This is a genomic window from Brachybacterium sp. FME24 (assembly GCF_014897705.1).
Taxonomy (GTDB): Bacteria; Actinomycetota; Actinomycetes; order Actinomycetales; family Dermabacteraceae; genus Brachybacterium.
In genome coordinates this window covers 281,467-299,308 of record NZ_JABUXV010000002.1, presented here as the reverse complement: position 1 = coordinate 299,308, position 17,842 = coordinate 281,467, and the positions used below count along the sequence as shown (strand labels likewise).

The 17,842-nt window shown below is 71.4% G+C and carries 17 protein-coding genes; 11 read left to right on the top strand and 6 right to left on the bottom strand.

Annotation, left to right across the window (positions count from 1 at the left end):
* Positions 1 to 26 precede the first annotated feature (26 nt).
* The 6 genes from INT51_RS03410 to INT51_RS03385 all read left to right on the top strand — a co-directional run bounded on the left by INT51_RS03410 (position 27) and on the right by INT51_RS03385 (position 5,704).
* A complete protein-coding gene (locus tag INT51_RS03410) occupies positions 27 to 791 on the top strand; it encodes a glycerophosphodiester phosphodiesterase (protein WP_193103795.1) in 765 nt (254 codons plus the stop codon).
* Between the two features lie 199 nt (positions 792 to 990).
* Positions 991 to 1,728 (top strand): glycerophosphodiester phosphodiesterase family protein, encoded by a 738-nt coding sequence (locus INT51_RS03405; protein WP_193103794.1) that lies wholly within the window; start codon positions 991 to 993, stop codon positions 1,726 to 1,728.
* Between the two features lie 153 nt (positions 1,729 to 1,881).
* Complete coding sequence (locus INT51_RS03400) at positions 1,882 to 2,268, top strand: hypothetical protein (protein ID WP_193103793.1); 387 nt, start codon at positions 1,882 to 1,884, stop codon at positions 2,266 to 2,268.
* A gap of 14 nt (positions 2,269 to 2,282) precedes the next feature.
* Complete coding sequence (locus INT51_RS03395; RefSeq protein WP_193103792.1) at positions 2,283 to 2,480, top strand: helix-turn-helix transcriptional regulator; 198 nt, start codon at positions 2,283 to 2,285, stop codon at positions 2,478 to 2,480.
* A 176-nt stretch (positions 2,481 to 2,656) separates the two neighbouring features.
* On the top strand, positions 2,657 to 5,092 hold the full coding sequence (locus INT51_RS03390; protein WP_193103791.1) for a beta-N-acetylglucosaminidase domain-containing protein: 2,436 nt from the start codon (positions 2,657 to 2,659) through the stop codon (positions 5,090 to 5,092).
* Between the two features lie 54 nt (positions 5,093 to 5,146).
* Positions 5,147 to 5,704 carry a TetR/AcrR family transcriptional regulator gene (locus tag INT51_RS03385; protein ID WP_193103790.1) on the top strand — a complete coding sequence of 186 codons (558 nt, stop codon included), beginning with the start codon at positions 5,147 to 5,149 and terminating at the stop codon, positions 5,702 to 5,704.
* Between the two features lie 60 nt (positions 5,705 to 5,764).
* On the opposite strand, the gene INT51_RS03380 is transcribed toward INT51_RS03385, so the two are convergent.
* Positions 5,765 to 7,039: an MFS transporter gene (locus INT51_RS03380; protein ID WP_193103789.1), complete on the bottom strand. Its 1,275-nt coding sequence runs from the start codon at positions 7,037 to 7,039 to the stop codon at positions 5,765 to 5,767.
* 298 nt (positions 7,040 to 7,337) lie between these two features.
* On the opposite strand from INT51_RS03380, the gene gdhA reads away from it, so the two are divergent.
* A complete protein-coding gene (gene gdhA / locus INT51_RS03375) occupies positions 7,338 to 8,681 on the top strand; it encodes an NADP-specific glutamate dehydrogenase (protein ID WP_193103788.1) in 1,344 nt (447 codons plus the stop codon).
* Between the two features lie 128 nt (positions 8,682 to 8,809).
* Here gdhA and INT51_RS03370 read toward each other — a convergent pair whose 3' ends face one another.
* On the bottom strand, positions 8,810 to 9,244 hold the full coding sequence (locus INT51_RS03370) for a hypothetical protein (protein ID WP_193103787.1): 435 nt from the start codon (positions 9,242 to 9,244) through the stop codon (positions 8,810 to 8,812).
* A gap of 233 nt (positions 9,245 to 9,477) precedes the next feature.
* On the opposite strand from INT51_RS03370, the gene INT51_RS03365 reads away from it, so the two are divergent.
* Positions 9,478 to 10,875, top strand: a complete 1,398-nt coding sequence (locus INT51_RS03365; RefSeq protein WP_226831900.1) for a hypothetical protein — start codon at positions 9,478 to 9,480, stop codon at positions 10,873 to 10,875.
* Positions 10,876 to 11,008: 133 nt separating this feature from the next.
* Here the strand turns inward: INT51_RS03365 and INT51_RS03360 are convergent, their stop codons facing one another.
* Positions 11,009 to 11,575: a maleylpyruvate isomerase family mycothiol-dependent enzyme gene (locus tag INT51_RS03360; RefSeq protein ID WP_193103786.1), complete on the bottom strand. Its 567-nt coding sequence runs from the start codon at positions 11,573 to 11,575 to the stop codon at positions 11,009 to 11,011.
* Positions 11,576 to 11,680: 105 nt separating this feature from the next.
* Here INT51_RS03360 and INT51_RS03355 point away from each other — a divergent pair, with 105 nt between their 5' ends.
* Entirely contained in the window at positions 11,681 to 12,547 is an 867-nt protein-coding gene (locus tag INT51_RS03355) for an AraC family transcriptional regulator (RefSeq protein WP_193103785.1), read from the top strand.
* On the opposite strand, the gene INT51_RS03350 is transcribed toward INT51_RS03355, so the two are convergent.
* Positions 12,519 to 13,307 carry a fructosamine kinase family protein gene (locus INT51_RS03350; protein ID WP_193103784.1) on the bottom strand — a complete coding sequence of 263 codons (789 nt, stop codon included), beginning with the start codon at positions 13,305 to 13,307 and terminating at the stop codon, positions 12,519 to 12,521. The two genes, INT51_RS03355 and INT51_RS03350, sit on opposite strands and share 29 nt — an antisense overlap.
* Before the next feature lie 81 nt (positions 13,308 to 13,388).
* Positions 13,389 to 14,549: a phosphotransferase family protein gene (locus tag INT51_RS03345; protein ID WP_193103783.1), complete on the bottom strand. Its 1,161-nt coding sequence runs from the start codon at positions 14,547 to 14,549 to the stop codon at positions 13,389 to 13,391.
* Between the two features lie 138 nt (positions 14,550 to 14,687).
* Here INT51_RS03345 and INT51_RS03340 point away from each other — a divergent pair, with 138 nt between their 5' ends.
* Both INT51_RS03340 and INT51_RS22800 read left to right on the top strand, forming a co-directional pair.
* Positions 14,688 to 15,608 (top strand): sulfite exporter TauE/SafE family protein, encoded by a 921-nt coding sequence (locus tag INT51_RS03340; protein ID WP_193103782.1) that lies wholly within the window; start codon positions 14,688 to 14,690, stop codon positions 15,606 to 15,608.
* A gap of 129 nt (positions 15,609 to 15,737) precedes the next feature.
* Entirely contained in the window at positions 15,738 to 16,760 is a 1,023-nt protein-coding gene (locus INT51_RS22800; protein WP_370540778.1) for a GNAT family N-acetyltransferase, read from the top strand.
* A 28-nt stretch (positions 16,761 to 16,788) separates the two neighbouring features.
* Here INT51_RS22800 and hutG read toward each other — a convergent pair whose 3' ends face one another.
* Positions 16,789 to 17,802 (bottom strand): formimidoylglutamase, encoded by a 1,014-nt coding sequence (gene hutG, locus INT51_RS03325; RefSeq protein WP_193103781.1) that lies wholly within the window; start codon positions 17,800 to 17,802, stop codon positions 16,789 to 16,791.
* Positions 17,803 to 17,842 lie beyond the last annotated feature (40 nt).

Genomic DNA, 17,842 nt, shown 5'->3' with positions numbered 1-17,842 from the left:
CTCCACCCCGAGCTGAAGGACCCGCCATGGCGCCCTCGACACCCTTGATAGTCGGCCACCGCGGGGCGGCCGACGTCGCTCCCGAGAACACCCTGGCGGCCTTCCGGCGCGGGCTGGCCGACGGGGCCGACATGCTCGAGTGCGACGTGCACGTGAGCCGCGACGGCCGCGACGTGATCATCCACGACACGACCATCGACCGCACCGCGCAGCTCGAGTCCCCGCTGCGCACCGGAGCGGTCGCGGATCTCACTCGCGCGCAGCTCGACCAGGTGCTGGTGGGGGAGGGGGAGCACATCCCGACCCTCACGCAGGTGCTGGACGTCGCCGCCACCCATCCGCTCGATCCGGGCCGGTACGCCCCGGTGCTGGTGGAGGTCAAGGCACTCGGCGCTGCGGAGCTCGTGGCCAGGATCCTCGGCACCTACTACGACCCCTCCGTCTGGGGCGGCCTCGGGTCCCCGGCCCGGGTGATCTCCTTCCAGGCTGACGCACTGCGCACCGTGCGCGAGCTGGCTCCGGCCGTCCCGCGCGGGCACATCGCGCGCGAGCTGAGCGACGAGGTGCTCCGGGACGCGGTCGAGGTCGAGGCGGCCACTCTCGCGATCCGCGCCTCGCACCTCCGCGACGGCGACGTCGACCGCATCCGTGCACAGGGCATCACCCCGCTGGTGTGGTCCGTGCGCACCGACGAGCAGATCGCGCTGGCGGCGGATCTGCAGGTCACCTGGATCGGAGCGGATGATCCCGCACGCACCCGCCGCGTCCTGGAGGCCCACCAGAGGCGGTGATCCGTGATCGGCCGTGCCTGCACGTCAGGTGGGCACACCGGGCGCAGCTCCCTCCGCACGGACGCACCGTCCCCCGGTGAGCCAGGCCGCCGATAGGGTCCAGGGGTCGGCCTCGATCCTGATCATCGCGCCCCGCACGACCTCATGACCGCACCTCATCCCGACCCGTCCTGACCACGCATCCCACACCTGGAGCGCAATGTCCACGCAGTCTTCCGCCACTTTGCAGCGCCCCGCGATCGTCGCGCACCGCGGTGCTTCCGCGCACGCCCCCGAGAACACCCTCGCCGCCTTCCGTCGCGGTATCCAGGACGGTGCGCAGCTGCTGGAGTGCGACGTCCACCTCAGCGCCGACGGGCATGTGGTCGTCATGCATGACGAGACCGTCGACCGCACCGCTGATCCCGCCTCACCGCTGACCAGCGGCGCGATCGGTGACGTCACGCGCGCAGAGCTGGCCCAGGTGCTGCTGCCCGAGGGGGAGCAGATCCCCCTGCTCGAGGAGCTGCTGGAGATGACCACCGTGCCGGTGTTCATCGAGGTCAAGGTGGCCGCCGCCGCGAGCGCCGTCGCCCAGCAGCTGCGAGCGCTGCCCGCCGGTTCCCCGGCCGCTGCGTCGACCGTGATCTCCTTCCACCCGGAGGCGCTGGCTGAGATCCGCCGCGCCGCCGACACTCCGGTCTCCTACCTCGTGAGACGGATCGACGAGCAGGCCGTCGCGACCGCCCTCGAGCTCGGAGCGGCAGGCATCGGCCCGTCGATCAAGGAGCTGTCGCTGCGCGACGCCGACGCCGCCCGTGAGGCCGGTCTGCAGGTGAACCCCTGGACCGTGAACACCCCTGAGCAGCTTGCGGTCGCGCTCGCCTGCGGCGTCGACACGATCACCACCGACGATCCTGCCTGGCTGCAGCACGAGCTCGACGTGCGCGGTCTCTGAGGACAGCTCCCGACGCTGCCGCTGCGCGAGGGGGTGCGGGGCGGGGCAACACCGGGACAGGGCACGCGAGTGCACCCAGAGACGTCAAGGGCCCTTGACTAAAAATGTCAAACGCCCTTGACTTCAATGTCAAGGTCCCCTTACATTTGGAGCATGGAGACCACGACCCGCACCCGCGCCAACCGCGCCTTCGCACTCCGCTTCACCGTCGGGATCGCGCTGTACGCTCTCGGCCTCGCCCTCTCCGGCGTCGCCGGCTCCCTCGGGGTCGCCCCGTGGGTCCCGGCGCTGCTGGTCTTTCCCGCCGTCGGCCTCATGGCCTGGGCGAACATCGAGATCTTCCGCAGTGGCGATGAATTCGAGAAGCGGAAGATCGCCGAGGCGATCCTGCTCGCCTTCGTGATCGCGACTCCGTTGATCCTGGCCGTCGGCGTTCTGCAGTTCTCGGGGCTGCCCGAGCTCAACTGGATCTTCGCCTTCTCGATCCTCATGCTGTCGTGGATCGTCGGCACCATCGTCTCCGCCGTCCGCTACCGCTGAGCCCGGGGTCCGACATGCGCAACGACATCAAGGCCAGGCGCGCGGAGCGACGCTGGTCGCAGGCCGAGCTCGGCAAGGCACTCGGCGTCTCCCGCCAGACGGTCATCGCCATCGAGAACGATAAGTACGACCCCTCCCTTCCGCTGGCATTCAAGATCTCCGCCCTCTTCGGTGCGCCGATCGAGGGGATCTTCCAGCCCCAGGACTCATGAGCTCCGTCAGGGCGGTGTGGGCGCGCGCAGCCCGGCCGACGCACGTTCTGCCGCTCCGCCGTTCCTGATACGTTTATCAGGCACCTGTGGGGCTGGTCACAGCTCGACGGTGAGTCCCGGTCCGTGTCACCCACCCCGTCCGCGCGCCTTCTGCGCGGCCTCGGAAGGCGAATACTGTGAATCGATCCACTCCTGCCTCCTCGTCCCCAGCCTGCGCCCCCGCCCCGCGCCGCCCCGTCGCACTCCCCACTCGCCGCAGCGCCATGGGTCTCGGCCTCGCCCTCGGCGGCGTGCTCGCCCTCCCCGCCGCCGGAGCGCTCGCCGACAACGGCGCGACCCCGGGCAGGACCCCGCAGGTGCGGCCAGAGCCCAGCTCGGTCGAGGCCGCCCCGCAGGAGGTGGTTCTCGGCCGGTCGGTGACGATCCTCGTGGGCGAGACCACCGACGCCCCCGCACAGCTCTCCTTGCGCGCACTGCTCGAGAGCGCCGGATGCCGCGTCACCGTGGTGACCGCGGACAGCGGGGAGGCCACGGCGAACGGGACCCGCATCCACCTCGGCACCCCCGAGGACAATCCGAGCCTCGCCCCCGCTCTCGAGGCCGTCGGCCTCGAGGGTCCGGACGGCCTCGCCGCTGACGGGTACGTCCTGGGCGCCGCACGCGATCGCGGAGCACTGCTCGTCCTCGCCGGTCGCGACGCCCGCGGCACCTTCTACGCGGTCCAGACCCTGCGCCAGCTGCTGGCCGGGAGCACCCGCTTCCCCGCGGTCCGGGTGCGCGACGAACCCCTGATGGAGATCCGCGGGGCGATCGAGGGGTTCTACGGGATCCCCTGGTCCCATCAGTCGCGGTTGGACCATTTCGCGTTCTACGGCGCCCACAAGCTGAACACCTACATCTACACGCCCAAGGACGACCTGCTGCTGCGCTCGAAGTGGCGCGAACTGTACGAAGGGGAGGACCTCGACGACCTCGCCGAACTGGTCGAGACCGCGAACGCGCACCACGTGAGCTTCACGTACGCCCTCTCCCCGGGCAATGACATCACCTACGGCAGCGACGCGGACTTCGAGGCCACGGTCACGAAGTTCGAACAGCTGCGCGGACTCGGGGTCTCCAGCTTCTACATCGCTCTGGACGACATCCCCACCGAACTGGGGGAGGAGGACGCCGCCCGGTTCGGCTCCCTCGCCGAGGCCCAGGTCCACTACCTCAACCGCCTCCAGTCCGACTACGTCGCAGCGCACGACCTCGCCCCGCTCCAGACCGTCCCCACCCACTACTCCGGATCCGACCCGAGCGCCTACAAGACGGCCTTCGGCACCGGCGCCGACCCGGACATCCGCATCCAGTGGACCGGCGAGGGCGTCTTCTCGCCGTCGATCACCGAGGAGTCGGTGCGCACGGCCGTCGAGTCGTACCACACCGAGCACCTGTACATCTGGGACAACTTCCCGGTCAACGACGGCCGGCGCGACCGCCTGTTCCTCAACCCCCTCGAGGGGCGCTCGCCCACCTTGCACACGTACCTGGCGGGGTTCACGGCGAACCCGATGATCGAGCCCTATGCTTCGCTGATCTCGCTGGCGAACTACGCCGACTACTGCTGGAACCCCACGACCTATGAGGCGGCCAGCTCCTGGGAGGCCGCCCTCGACGAGCTCGCCGGGCCGGAGCAGACGATCCGGGACGACCTGCGAGTCTTCGCCGACCTCAACCAGAACTGGCCCTATCGCGAGGGATCCCCGAAAGCTCCCGCGCTCACCGCGGACGTCGAGGCCTTCTGGGCCGCGTACGAGGAGGGGACAGCCGGGGATCAATCGCTGGTCGAGCGGCTGCGCGCGATCGTCGGCCTGGAGGATTCGCTCGCCGCGATGGCGAGCGAGGGGTTCTACCAGGACACTCTGCCGTGGATCGTCGCGGCGGGGCACTGGGCGCGCGCTCTCCTCGCCCAGCAGGAGATGCTCCTCGCGCTCGCCGAGGGCCGCCCCGAGGAGGCCTCCGCTGCGGCGGCCGAGGTGTCGGAGCACGTCGCCGCTGCCGGGGAGGCCACCGTGCCCGACCAGCGCGCTGACGGTGTCTACAAGGAGAACCAGATCGTCCCGAGCGTCGGAGACGGAGTCTTCGAATCCTTCATCGCCCGCGCCTGGGAGGAGCTGCGCGAGGTGCTGCCGGAGGATCCCTCCCTGCCCTTCCGCGGGCTGCCGGGCACCGCGACGACGACGCTGGGCACCTACCAGGATTACGCCATCGAGCGGGTCGTCGACGCGGACCTCGCGACCATGTTCTGGTCCAGCAGCGCCCCGAAGGTGGATGACGTGGTCCAGGTGGAGCTCGAGGAGATCCACCCGATCCGCTTCGTGCAGGTGCAGATGGCCAAGAGCGACTCGACCGCCGGTGACCAGATCTACGAGGGTGTCCTCGAGCTCTCGGCCGACGGGGAGGCGTGGACCGAGATCGGTGGAACCGACGGCTCGGCCGTGGCCCAGGCTGCGCTGGACGAACCGATCGACGCCCGCTTCTGCCGACTCCGCGTGACCGGGAAGAACCCGACCGGCCAGTGGGTGCAGATCCGCGAGTTCGGCGTGGGGGAGACCGCTCCGGCGTCGTGAGCGACGCAGCCCGGGGTCGGGTCACCCGGCCTGTCGCCCGCTAGGGTCTGGAGGGTGTCCGATCACGCCCGTCCCCGCCGTCACGACCCGCAGCGACGCGACCGCATCATCGATGCCTGTCTGGATGTCATCGCCGAGCACGGCGTCGCGGGGACGTCCCATCGCCGGGTCGCGGCGGCGGCGGACGTCCCCCTGGGGTCGATGACCTACCACTTCGAGGGCATGGATGCGCTGCTGCGCGAGGCCTTCACGCGGTACGCGGACCAGGTCGCCGCCCGCGCGGAGCGACGCATGGCCGCCGCGACCACGCTCGAGGAGGCGCTGGATGCCTTCACGGCGAACATCGATCAGGACGTCTTCGGCACTCAGCGAGACCTGATCATCACCCAGGAGCTCTACACGCTCGCCGCCCGTCGGCCGGAGTACCGCGACATCACCAGTGCGTGGATGGCGCGCACCCGCGCAACCCTGGCACCGTTCGTCGACCCGGACACCGCAGTGATGCTCGACGCCATGAACGAGGGGCTCTCGCTCCATCGGGCGCTGCACACCTCGCCGGCCGGAGCGGCGCTGGTCCGGGAGGCGCTGGTCCGCCTCGCGCGCCACCCCTGAGGCGCCCGGGGCAGGGGCGGGCTCGCCGTGACGCTCGGCGCGCTCTGCGCCGGGCCCGGCTCAGACCCCGGAGCCGACGGCCTCCTGCGCCGGAGCGCGCTGGGTGCGCCGCCCGCCGAGCACGCCGGACAGAGCGATCACCAGCAGTCCGGCGATCGGGACCACCAGCAGACCGACACGGAGGCTGGTGCTGTCCGCGATCAGCCCGACGATCGGTGGTGAGACGAGGAACCCCAGCCGCATCAGCCAGGACACGACGGTCAGTCCGGTGCCGTGGCGCAGCCCGGGCAGGTCGTCGGCCTCCTGCATCGCCGCCGGCACCAGCGTGGCGCTGCCGAGGCCGGCCAGCGCGAAGCCGGCCACCGTGCCCGCCACGGTGGGCAGGGCCAGCGCTGTCGCCATGCCGAGGGCGATGATCGCACCCCCGGCCCTGGCCACGGCCCGCTGACCGAAGCGATCCACCAGTGAATCGCCGAGCAGGCGGCCGACGAACTGGGCGCCCACCAGGGCGATATAGCCCGTCGCGGCGATCGCCGCCGGGGCGCCGAGGTCGCGGGCCAGGTACAGGGTGGCCCAGGAGTTCCCGGCGTCCTCGACGAGCGTGCCGCCGATCGCGATGACCACCAGGGCCCCGAGCAGGAGCGCCAGGCGCCCCCGGCTCGGGGCGAAGGCGGCCGACGGGCCGGTGGCAGCCCTGCCGGGGTCGACGGCGGAGTCCCCGGCTCCTCCTCCAGGTGCGTCGCTCCCGGTGCCGACGTTCTCGGAGTCCTTGCCCGGCAGTGCGTAGCGCAGCGAGACCAGCGCGATCACGGCGAACAGCAGCCCCGACAGGCCCAGGTGCCATGGCAGCGGAACGTGGAGCGCGATCGCGAGAGCGGACATCGAGCCTCCGAGCACCGCCCCGATGGACCAGACGGCATGGAAGGAGTTGATGATCGTGCGGCCATAGTGACGCTGGACCCGCAGGCCGTGGGCGTTCTGGGCGACATCGGTGAGGGCGTCGCACGCTCCCGCGAGCAGCAGGGCGAGGGCCAGGGCCGCGGCGGCGGGCGCCCAGGAGGCCGCGAACAGTCCGAACGCGGTCAGGAACGTCCCGGCGACGGCGAGCGGGGCGGAGCCGAGGCGGCGGATCAGGGCCCCGGCCCCGAGGCCCGCCAGGATCGCGCCGGCGGGGAAGGCCGCCAGGACCAGGCCGTAAGTGGAGTTCGCGAGGCCGAGCTCGGCCTTGATCTCGGGGTAGCGCGGCAGGAGATTGGCGAGCAGGGCGCCGTTGGTCAGGAACAGGGCGGCGACGGCGCCGCGGGCGCGGCGCAGAGTGGGGGAGGGGAACACCATGCGTACGATCGTACATACCGAGGTTCGCGCCGTCACTCGCGCGGCCTTCGGTGATTGAGGCCGACCATCCCACGCAGGCAGGGGCGGGAGCAGGACTCGACTCCGTGCGTAGTGATGCGCGCTACATCGCGCACCGGCAACCTGCCGCCTGCATGGGGTGAGCACGCCTGTGCATGTTCACTCGCTGAGCATCCCGTTCCGTCATCGCCGACGGCCGCGTACTCTGGGCGGCGCTCCGACCTCCGCCCCTGCGGAGACCCCGTGACCCCGGGACCCCCGGGCCCCCGAAAGGACCGCGATGATCGACTCGATGCTCCAAGACACGTACGACCAGGTGCTGCGCCGCAACCCCGGTGAACCCGAGTTCCAGCAGGCAGTGCGCGAGGTCTTCGAGTCGCTCGAGTACATCCAGGGTCGCCACCCTGAGTACAACGACCAGGGCATCCTCATGCGTATGTGCGAGCCGGAGCGTCAGATCATCTTCCGCGTCCCGTGGGTCGACGATCAGGGCACGGTCCAGATCAACCGCGGCTTCCGCGTCGAGTACAACTCCGCGCTCGGGCCCTACAAGGGCGGCCTGCGGTTCCACCCCTCGGTGAACCTCGGCATCGTGAAGTTCCTCGGCTTCGAGCAGATCTTCAAGAACTCCCTGACCGGCCTGCCCATCGGCGGCGGCAAGGGCGGCTCCGACTTCGACCCGCACGGCCGCAGCGACGGCGAGGTCATGCGCTTCTGCCAGTCCTTCATGACCGAGCTGCACCGCCACATGGGCGAGTACACCGACGTGCCCGCCGGCGATATCGGCGTCGGCGCCCGCGAGATCGGCTACCTCTTCGGCCAGTACAAGCGCCTGACCAACCGCTACGAGGCCGGCGTCCTGACCGGCAAGGGCCTGGACTGGGGCGGCTCGCTGGTGCGCAAGGAGGCCACCGGTTACGGCGCGGCCATCTTCGCCGACGAGATGCTCAAGGCTCGCGGTTCCTCCTTCGACGGCCGCCGCGTCTCCATCTCCGGCTCGGGCAACGTCGCGATCTACGCGATCGAGAAGTCCAAGCAGCTCGGTGGGATCCCGGTCACGGCCTCGGACTCCTCGGGCTACGTGGTCGATGAGAACGGCATCGACTTCGAGCTGCTCCAGCAGATCAAGGAGGTCGAGCGGGGCCGCATCACCGAGTACGCGGAGCGCCGCGGCAACGGGGCCCGCTTCGTCGCCGGCGGCAGCGTCTGGGACGTCCCGGTCGACATCGCCCTGCCCAGCGCGACTCAGAACGAGCTCGACGCGGACGCTGCGCGCACCCTGGTCAAGAATGGCGTCCAGGCGGTCTCCGAGGGCGCGAACATGCCCTGCACCCCGGATGCGGTGAACGTGTTCCGCGAGGCCGACGTCGCCTTCGGCCCGGGCAAGGCGGCGAACGCCGGCGGCGTCGCCACCAGTGCGCTGGAGATGCAGCAGAACGCCAGCCGTGATGCGTGGAGCTTCGAGCACACCGAGGAGCGCCTCACCCAGATCATGAAGAACATCCACCACACCTGCCTGGAGACCGCCGAGGAGCTCGGCCGTCCCGGCGACTACGTGGTGGGCGCGAACGTGGCCGGCTTCCGCAAGGTGGCCGACGCGATGATCGCCTTCGGCGTGATCTGAGCCGACTCTCCTGACCGAGCCGCCGCGCCGTCGATCGGCCGGCTGGGGACGGGCCTCGCCGCGCCGCCGTCCTGCCCTGTGCAGGCGGCGGCCCGGAGGGGCCCTGGTGTCTTTCCAGCAGGATCGGGTCAGGTGACCGTCACGGTGATCTCGATCGGCTCGATGTCGCGGGGGCCCTGGTCGCAGTCCTCCGCGATCTTTGCGCGGTAGCAGTGCACGATCCGCACCGTCGAGGTACCGGGTGCGACGCCCGTGAGCTCCACGGCGTGAGGGGAGCTGCCGCCCGCCTCGGGCCCGTCCCGACGCTCGCGCACACCGAACACCTCGCTGCCCTGGACCACGTGGGCCCGGACCGTGCCGTCGTCGACGGCGCCGTGGTCCGCGGCGTCGCCCTCCGCCACGGGGACGGCGCCCCAGGTGTCGCCCACGCTCGGAGACCACTGTCCGAGGTCCACCTGGATGGTGTCGCCGACCTCGATCGACGCCTCGTCCGTGCCCTCGGCGAGCAGTTCCGGATCCAGCAGATAGCAGCCGGTCAGCGTCAGGACCGCGGCGGATGCCACGACCAGGCGCCGTGGCGGGGGTCGCCCGCGACGGCGTCCTCCAGGTCCTCCCCGGAGCGTCACCGCCTCATGTCGTCCCATGTCGGCTCCCCCGTGCTTCCCCTGCTGTGCTACTCGTGCGAACCCCCTGCAGGCGACCCCCGTCGCCGACGTCAGCATAACTGTCGATGATGTGACTCAGGGCACCGCACCGCGGCTGAGAACGGTTCTCAGGAACTGCTATCGTTCCTTCCATGATTCAGATGAGAAGCATTGTCATGAAGCGGCGAGCTGTCGCACTCCTCGGCGCGGGTGTGCTCGCACTGTCCGCCTGCGGCGGCCCGACCGGAGGCGGCGAGGGCGGGTCCGACGCAGCGGCATCCGACGGCGGCGGCGACGCGGCCCCGGCCTCGGACCGCGCCGAGGTGGCCGCCCTCTCCCCGCGCATCGTCCTCGCCCACGAGGGCGGCGTGACCACGATCGACTCCGCCGACGGCAGCACCGTCGACAGCTCCGATGTCGAGGGCTACGTGCGGTTGAACCCGGCCGGGGACGGGCGCCACGTCGCCGTCAGCGCCTCCGACGCGATCACGATGTACGACACGGGCCTGCTCGCGCAGGGCCATGGAGACCACTTCCACTACTACGTCCAGAGCCCCGCGCTCACCGATCTGTCCATCGAGGCCCCCATGCCCGGGCACGTGGTCCCTCACGGGGACCGCACCGCCCTGTTCGCGGACGGCACCGGTGACATCACCCTGATCGATCCCACCGCGCTGGCGGACGGTGACCTCGGGACCCTCGAGGAGACCAGCACCGATGCCCCGCATCATGGCGTCGCAGTGCCGCTGTCCGATGGTGGCCTGCTCGTCACCCAGGGCACCGAGGACGAGCGCGACACCGTGCAGGTCCTGGACGCCGACGGCAACGTCACCGCCGAGACCGACGACTGCCCGGGAGTGCACGGCGAGGCCTCCGCCCAGCCCACCGAATCCGGCGACGTCGTCAGCCTGGGCTGCGAGAACGGCTCCGTGATCTACCGGGACGGCGAGTTCCACAAGGTCGCCATCGAGGGCGACTACCAGCGCTCCGGCAACCAGAAGGGTCACGAGGACTCCCCGATCGTGCTGGCCGACAACAAGGTCGAAGCCGATCCGGCCGGCGGCATCGAGCGACCCACCTCGATCGCCCTGATCAACACCCTCGACGACACCCAGCAGATCGTCGACCTCGGCTCCGAGTACTGGTTCCGCTCCCTGGACCGTGGACCCGACGGTGAGGCGCTCGTCCTCACCGCCGACGGCGAGCTGAACATCCTGGACCCCGAGAGCGGCGAGATCCTCCACGAGGTCCCGGTGACCGGTGAGTGGACCGAGCCGGACAACTGGCAGGAGGCAGGCCCGATGATGGCCGTGGCCGACGGCACCGCCTTCGTGGTCGACCCCGAGGCGCAGAAGCTCACGATGGTCGACGTCGCGAGCGGCGAGGTCTACCGCGAGCTCGACCTGCCCGTGGTCCCGCACGAGATCCAGGTGGCCACCGGTACCGCCTCCGGCGAGTACGAGATCACCCCGGGTGCGAGCGACGAGGAATCCCATGACCACGACGACGCGAGCGATGGCGGCGGCGAGCACGAGGGCCACGACCACTGACCCTCATCCCTAGCACCCACCCGATCCTCTCCTGACGCTGATGCGCGCTGTGCTTCCCTCTGTGGACGTGGAGCGCGCATCAGCGTTCTGCCTGGGGTGAGGGAGAGAGTGATGGCGGTGGCCGGGCGCCGGCTCAGCCGCGGCGGCCGGTGCGGGCGAGCACTCGCGTCTGCTCGTCGACCCCCGGCGAGGTCGGCAGGGCACCGGCGAAGATCCCCGGTGCGTAGGCGTGCTCGCCCCAGCCGTCCACGGCGGCATCGATCAGCGCGAGCTCCTGCGGCGTGAGCCGGGCATCCAGGCCCTGCGACCGGGCGAGGTCCCAGCGGTGCACGATCAGGTCGAAGCCGTAGAAGTCGATCATCGTCGCGCCCACGGTCGTCGGCCCGAAGGCCCCGTCGAAGGCACGCTGCGCGACGTCAGGGTCCCCGAGCAGACCGCTGACCTCGCGGTGATGTGCCGCCCAGGTCTGCGCCGGTTCCGCCCCGCTGAGGTCCGACAGCTCGAGGCCGCGCTGTGCGAAGAAGTCGCGCTGCGTCCGGCAGACGTGCTCGAGCACGTCCCGGGCGGTCCAGCCCTCGCACGGACTGGGTGCTTCCCAGTCGTCCACGGCCTGCACCGTGGCGGTGAAGGGGGCTGAGCGTTCCTGCCAGGTGGTGAGGACGGAATCAGGGGTGGTGCTCGTGCGTGCTCGTGTGCTCATGTCGTCTCCTCGTCGGGGGGCGGGCTGTTCCCACCACGCAGGTCGACGCTAGGGGGAGAGGGAGGCGGCCGTCTTGAACATTCCCGACACGGCTACCCTCATCCCATGGCACCGCAGCCGGACCACATCGAGCGGGCGCACCTGCGCGACCCCGCCGATCGCACGCACGCCATCGCCCGCAGGCAGCCCTCGGACCCACTGCGGGGATGGATCCGTCGCTACTGGATCCCGGTGTGGGACGTGCCGGAGGGGCAGGCCGCCGAGCAGAAGGTCCTGCAGTACCCGGTATGCCTCGCGGTCACCACGCCCGCCTATTCCCGGTTCGTCGGCCCGAACCCGGGACTGTCGAGGACCGTGCTCGAGGGGAGGTCATGGGCTTTCGGGACGATGTTCGCGCCCGCCGCGGGGGCGGCACTGCTGGGCCGCTCGGTGCGCGAGCTGACCGGCACCTGGTGCGACCTCGAGGCGGTGGCGACCCTCGCAGGGCTGAGCGCCGAGGTGCACGCGCTGATGGTCGTGGCTCCGCAGGATCCTGACGTCCATGCCCGCTGCTGCGCGCTCGTCGAGCGGAGGGTGTCCGAGCTCGGCGTACTGGACGAAGAGGACCTGCTGGTCAACGCGCTGGTCGAGGAGATCGAAGCGGATCTCGAGCTGCTGACGGTGACCCAGCTCTGCGAACGCTTCGACATCGGGGAGCGCGCCCTCCAACGACTGACCGCGAGGCGTCTCGGGCTCTCCCCGGCATGGCTGATCCGTCGTCGGCGCCTCCACGAGGCCGCCGGTGGCCTGCGTGGACGTGAGTCCCTCGCCGATCTCGCCGCCCGGCTCGGCTACGCGGACCAGGCCCACTTCGCCCGCGACTTCCGCACCTCGACGGGGCTGACGCCGAGGGAGTTCGCCCAGCGCTGGCGGGATGAGGCCGATGGTCCGGGCCGCGCCGCGGTCAGTACCCCAACTGGTCCGCGCGGGTGATGATCGATTCCGCCGTGGCGATGGACTGGTCGACGTACGCCTCGCCGAACAGGTGCACGTGGGCGAGCAGACCGAAGAACAGGTGAGCGGGCAGGTCCTGCTGCCAGTCACCCGGCATCGGGTGCTCCACCTCGTACCCCTCGAAGATCTCGTCGAGGAAGGGAGCCCCGAACAGGGAGAGCATCGCGAGGTCCTCGAGCCGGTGCCCGCCGTGGGCGGCCGGATCGATGAGGGTCGCTCCCTGCGGCGTCCACATCAGGTTCCCGGACCACAGGTCGCCGTGGACCCGGGCAGGCTCTTCGCGGCCCTGCCCGCTGATCCCGTCGAAGGCGCCGTCGGTGATCACGTCGATCGCCTCGTCGACCCGGTCATGGCCGTCGGCGCCGAGGGCGCGGGTGACGCGGTCCGCCAGCGGGCGCAGCCGATCGTCGGCCCAGAAGTCGAGGAAGTCCTCGTGGGAGGTGTTCGCGACCTCGAAGGGGTTCTCGAGCGGGCCGAACCAGGCCTCGTCGGCCGGCGTCCAGCCGAAGCCCGGGGCGCCGGCGTCATGCAGCCTCGCCAACCGGCGGCCGAACTCCCGTGCGGCGTCGGCCGACGGCTCCACCGTCTCCAGCCGGGCCAGGCTCAGGGAGTCCTTGGACTCGTCGATCACGGGCACCACGGGGACCACCTGTGGCTGCGCCAGCCAGCGCAGGCCGGCGGCTTCTGCGGCGAAGTACCCCTTGGGGGCGCTGGGACTGGTCTTCACGAAGTCACTCATGACCCCACCGTAAAGGGATGGACCCAGGAAGGCGCCATCTCTGAGCCGGTGACTGTGCCGTACCAGGCTCGCAGGGGCCGCTCAGCCGGGCAGAGCGAACTCCGCGGCCAGGGTGCCCCGCAGCACCGGCAGCACCTTGCGGTGCGCCGACCGGATCGAGGCGCGGGAGGCGACGTGCACGAGCATCGCCGTGCGCTCGTACGCGGTCCACGCCCGCATCCGGTCGCGCAGGCCGGCGGTGTCGGAGACCGATGCCGGAACCTCCCCGTACTCCATGCGCGAGCGCACGTACGCCTCGACGAACGCCCTCACCTGCTCCTCGACCAGCGGGACGTACCAGGGCCCACCGTGCACGGCGCCCCCGATGATCGCGAGGTCGCGGGCGGGGTCGTCGCCCTGCGCCCACTCGAAGTCGATGTAGTCCACGGCGGCGACGTCCCTCGAGTCCACGGTGCCCACGGGACCGTGATCCCACATGATGTTCGTGGCGCACAGGTCGCCATGGGCCAGGACGAATCCGTCCAGGCGGGCCACGTCCTGTTCGACGCCCGCGACGCGGGTGAGCATCGCCTCCAGGAAGGGCTCGAGCTCGTACTGCGCGATCACGCGGCCGGAGCGGGCGCGCCAGGCTCGGACCTCCTCCTCCACCTCCCTCAGCAGGGACTGCTCGCCGCGGGGAACGGCGGCCCAGGGATTCGAGCCGAGGGTGACCGGTCCGCGCCCCGGGGCAGGGACCGAGTGCAGGTGCGCGAGGCGGACGGCATGGAGATCGAGGTGCTGGTCCGTCCAGACCGTCGGCGCCGCCGCGGTACCGGGGACCTCGCTGGTCACGACGTAGGGATGTCCGATGGGGCTGGTGTCGGGGTCGTCGTGGAAGGCGATCGGCTCCGGGCCCACCTCGGCGGGGGCCAGGGTCAGAGCGGCGATCTCGTGGGCGAGGTCCTGATGCAGTTCGGTCGGCGCGACGTGCGGGATGCGCACGATGACCGGGGCGTTCTCCTGGGGGATCACCCGCCAGGCGGCGAAGCGCTCGCCGACGCCGGCGAGGGACACCCGCGCCCGGCCGGACAGCGACGACGGCAGCACCGACTTGTGCAGGCCGGGCAGGCGCACGGGGGAGGCGCCGTCCCGCAGGGGAAGGACGAGGGCGCCGGTGCGCCAGGCCTCGACCAGCCGTTCGCCCATCGCAGGGGAGGCCGGATCCAGCAGTGCCAGAGGATGGTCGGGGTGTCCGGGGGCCATATCGACTCCTGTGCTGGGGAGAACCGATCCTACTCGGCCCCCGCGGTGCAGCGCGGGGGTGGCGTGTCCCGTCGGCTGGGCGGGAGCGAGTACTTTGGGGATCGTCCTGCCCTGCCACCCGACTCGAGGAGTCCGCCCATGGAGCTCGTCCTGCTCGCGATCGGCGTCGGCGTCGGCGTGGGGATCGTGGTCGGGGCGCTCGGCGCAGGTGGGGGCATCCTCGCCGTGCCCGTGCTGGTCTTCCTGCTCGGCATGCCGGCGCACTCCGCGACCGCGTCGAGCCTGATCATCGTCCTGATCACCGCACTGGTCAGCCTCCCGCACCACGCCCGCCACGGGAACGTGGAGTGGCGCAGCGGTCTCGTGTTCGCCGCCATCACGGTGCTCGGCGCGGTGGCAGGTTCCCGGCTCTCCGCCCTGGTCCCGTCGCAGATCCTCCTGACCCTGTTCGGCGTCATGCTGGTCGGCGTCGCGGCCGCGATGCTGCGCCGCGCACTGCGCACCCGCCGGGAGGAGCGGGCCGAGGCGGCTGCGCACGGATCACGGGCCGAGCACGAGTGCGGAGAGCCGGTGGCGGTCCACGACGACCCGGTGCTGGACCAGCCCGGTCCCGACACGGTCGAATCGGCCGACGGGATCCACCGCCACCATGGCGAGCCCGAGCTGCCGACGGCGCCTGTGGCGCCCGCCTCGCCGCGTCTGCCGCTGGTGATCGGCGCCGCGACCATCACCGGGTTCCTCACCGGGTTCTTCGGGGTGGGCGGCGGGTTCATCGTGGTGCCGATGCTGGTGATCGCCCTGGGCCTGGCGATGCGCCGCGCCTCCGGAACCAGTCTGCTGGTCATGGTGATCGCGACTGCCGCGAGCCTGCTGGCCCGGATCGGGACCGACGTGCAGGTCGACTGGACGGTCACGCTGACCTTCGCGGCCGGATCCGCCGTCGGCGGCATCCTCGGCGGGCCGCTCTCGGCGAAAGCCCGCGCCTCGACCCTGACGCTGTTGTTCTCCGTGCTCCTCGGGGGCGTGGCGGCCGTGACCCTCGCCCAGACGCTCCTGTGACGCGGGCGGCGCACGTCCCCGGTCACCTCCGCCGCATCGTGCGCGCCTCCTGGAGAGGACAGACGCGACCTCCTGCGATTCCCGCACCCTGTTGCTGACAATCGACGGTCGTACCGGATACTGAGCGGTATGCCAGCCTCCCTGTCGCCGCGCTCCGTGCGTCCGGTACGTCCCGACCAGGTCACGCTGACTCTCCTCGGCCCGGGCGACGCCCCGGCGCTGCTCGAGCTCGAGCTCCGCAACCGCGAGCAGCTGCTGGTCGGTGCTCCCGCCCGCGAGGAGGCCTGGTTCACCGAGGCCGGGCAGCGCACCGCGATCGCCCAGGCCGTCGCCGATCGCGAGACCGGCCGCAGCCTCCCGCTCGCGATCCGGCTCGAGGAGGACGGCGCCAGCCGCCTCGTCGGTCGTCTGAACATCGCGGGCATCACCCGCGGCGCCGCCGAATCGGCGTCGCTGGGCTACTGGGTCGACCATGACGAGGCCGGCCGCGGCATCGCCACGCAGGCGGTCCGGGCCGCGATCGCGGTGGCCTTCGGAGGTCTCGGCCTGCACCGGTTGCAGGCCGAGGTGCAGGTGGGCAACGACGCCTCGGCGCGCGTGCTCGAGCACTGCGGGTTCGCCGAGTACGGCCTGGCCCCGTCGTACCTGCGGCTCGGCGGGAAGTGGGCCGATTGCCGCCTCTTCCAGCTGGTCCACGAGCGCTGGCGCCCGCAGGAGCCTGCCCCGAGGCCCGCGCCGGGGGAACTCGTGATCGGCAGCGAGGTGCCGGCGATGCAGGAGGTCCTGGACCTCTACGACGCGGTCGGGTGGTCCACGTACACTGCTGAGCCGCACACGCTGGAGCGCTCGCTGGCCGGCAGCGCTCGGGTGGTCACGGCCCGCCGCGAGGGGGAGCTGCTGGGCCTTGCCCGCGTGATCGGTGACGACGCCACCATCGCCTACCTCCAGGACGTCCTGGTGCGGCCCGACGCACACCGCGCCGGCATCGGAAGACGCCTGGTCGAGGCCGCCTTCGCCCCCTTCGCCGAGGTGCGTCAGCATGTGCTGCTCACCGACGCGGAACCCGGCCAGCGGGCCTTCTACGAGTCGCTCGGCTTCGTCGAGGCCCACGAGCACGACGCGGAGCTGCGCTCCTTCGTGCGCCTGCAGTAGCCGTTCTTCCCCGGCGTCACCGGGTCGCTCAGGCGCCTATGGCTCCCACCAGACGCACCGCATCGTCGATCAGCCGGGCGGCGGAGCGCGCGGTGCGGCCATCGATGTCGAGGCTCGGGTTCAGCTCGACCACGTCGAGCAGGGCCAGTTTGCCGCTGCCCGCCGCAGCCCGTACCGCGGCCGCGATGAGGGGGAGCGGGACCCCGTAGGCCGCTGGCGCCGAGACCCCGGGCGCGGTGGCGGCGGGCAGCACGTCGAGGTCGATGGTCAGGTAGAGCACATCCAGGTCAGCGGTGAACTCCTCGACGAAGCGACGGATCCCATCGACCCCTGCGGCCAGGCACTGCTCATCGGTCCACCAGCGCACGCTGAGCTCCAGCGCCCGCGCGAACAGGGCGCCGGTGTTCGACGGCTCTGCGATCCCCAGCACCGCGTACTGCAGCTGACGACCAGCCGCCTGCTCGGCGACGGCCATCTGCGCGAAGGGCGTGCCGGACGTGGGGCGCGGCTCCTCGCGCAGGTCGAAGTGGGCATCGAGGTTCAGCACGCCCCATCGCCGGCCTGCGGTCGGGCCGATCCCGGAGTCGGCCAGGCCGATGTACGAGGACCAGGCGGTCTCGTGGCCGCCGCCGAGCACCACCGTCAGTCGCGACCCTGCCCGGTCCAGGGCCGCCGTGGTGAGCGCGGCGGCGCTGGCCTGCCCGCCCTCGAGGTCCACGCCGAGCGTCTCGGCGTCGCCCAGATCGTGCAGCTCCACCTCACCGAGGGCGAGCGGACCGTGCAGGGCCAGGGGGGCGAGGGCCCGGCGCAGTGCAGCCGGTCCGTGGGCCGCGCCGACCCGGCCGCGGTTGCGGCGCACGCCCTCCTCGGAGCGGAACCCCAGCAGTGCGACGTGCGGCGCGGCGGGATCCGGGTCGCCGCCTGCGGAGAGCTCATGGGTGTCCACCACCTGCACGCTCCGGTGCCAGCGGGCGTGCTCGGGGCCGTGACCGTCGTGCCGACCGGTCCAGACGCTGGCCGCGTCACCGGGGGTGTTCGTCATCGAGGCTCCTCACGCCGTCGCCGGGTGGCATCCTGAACCA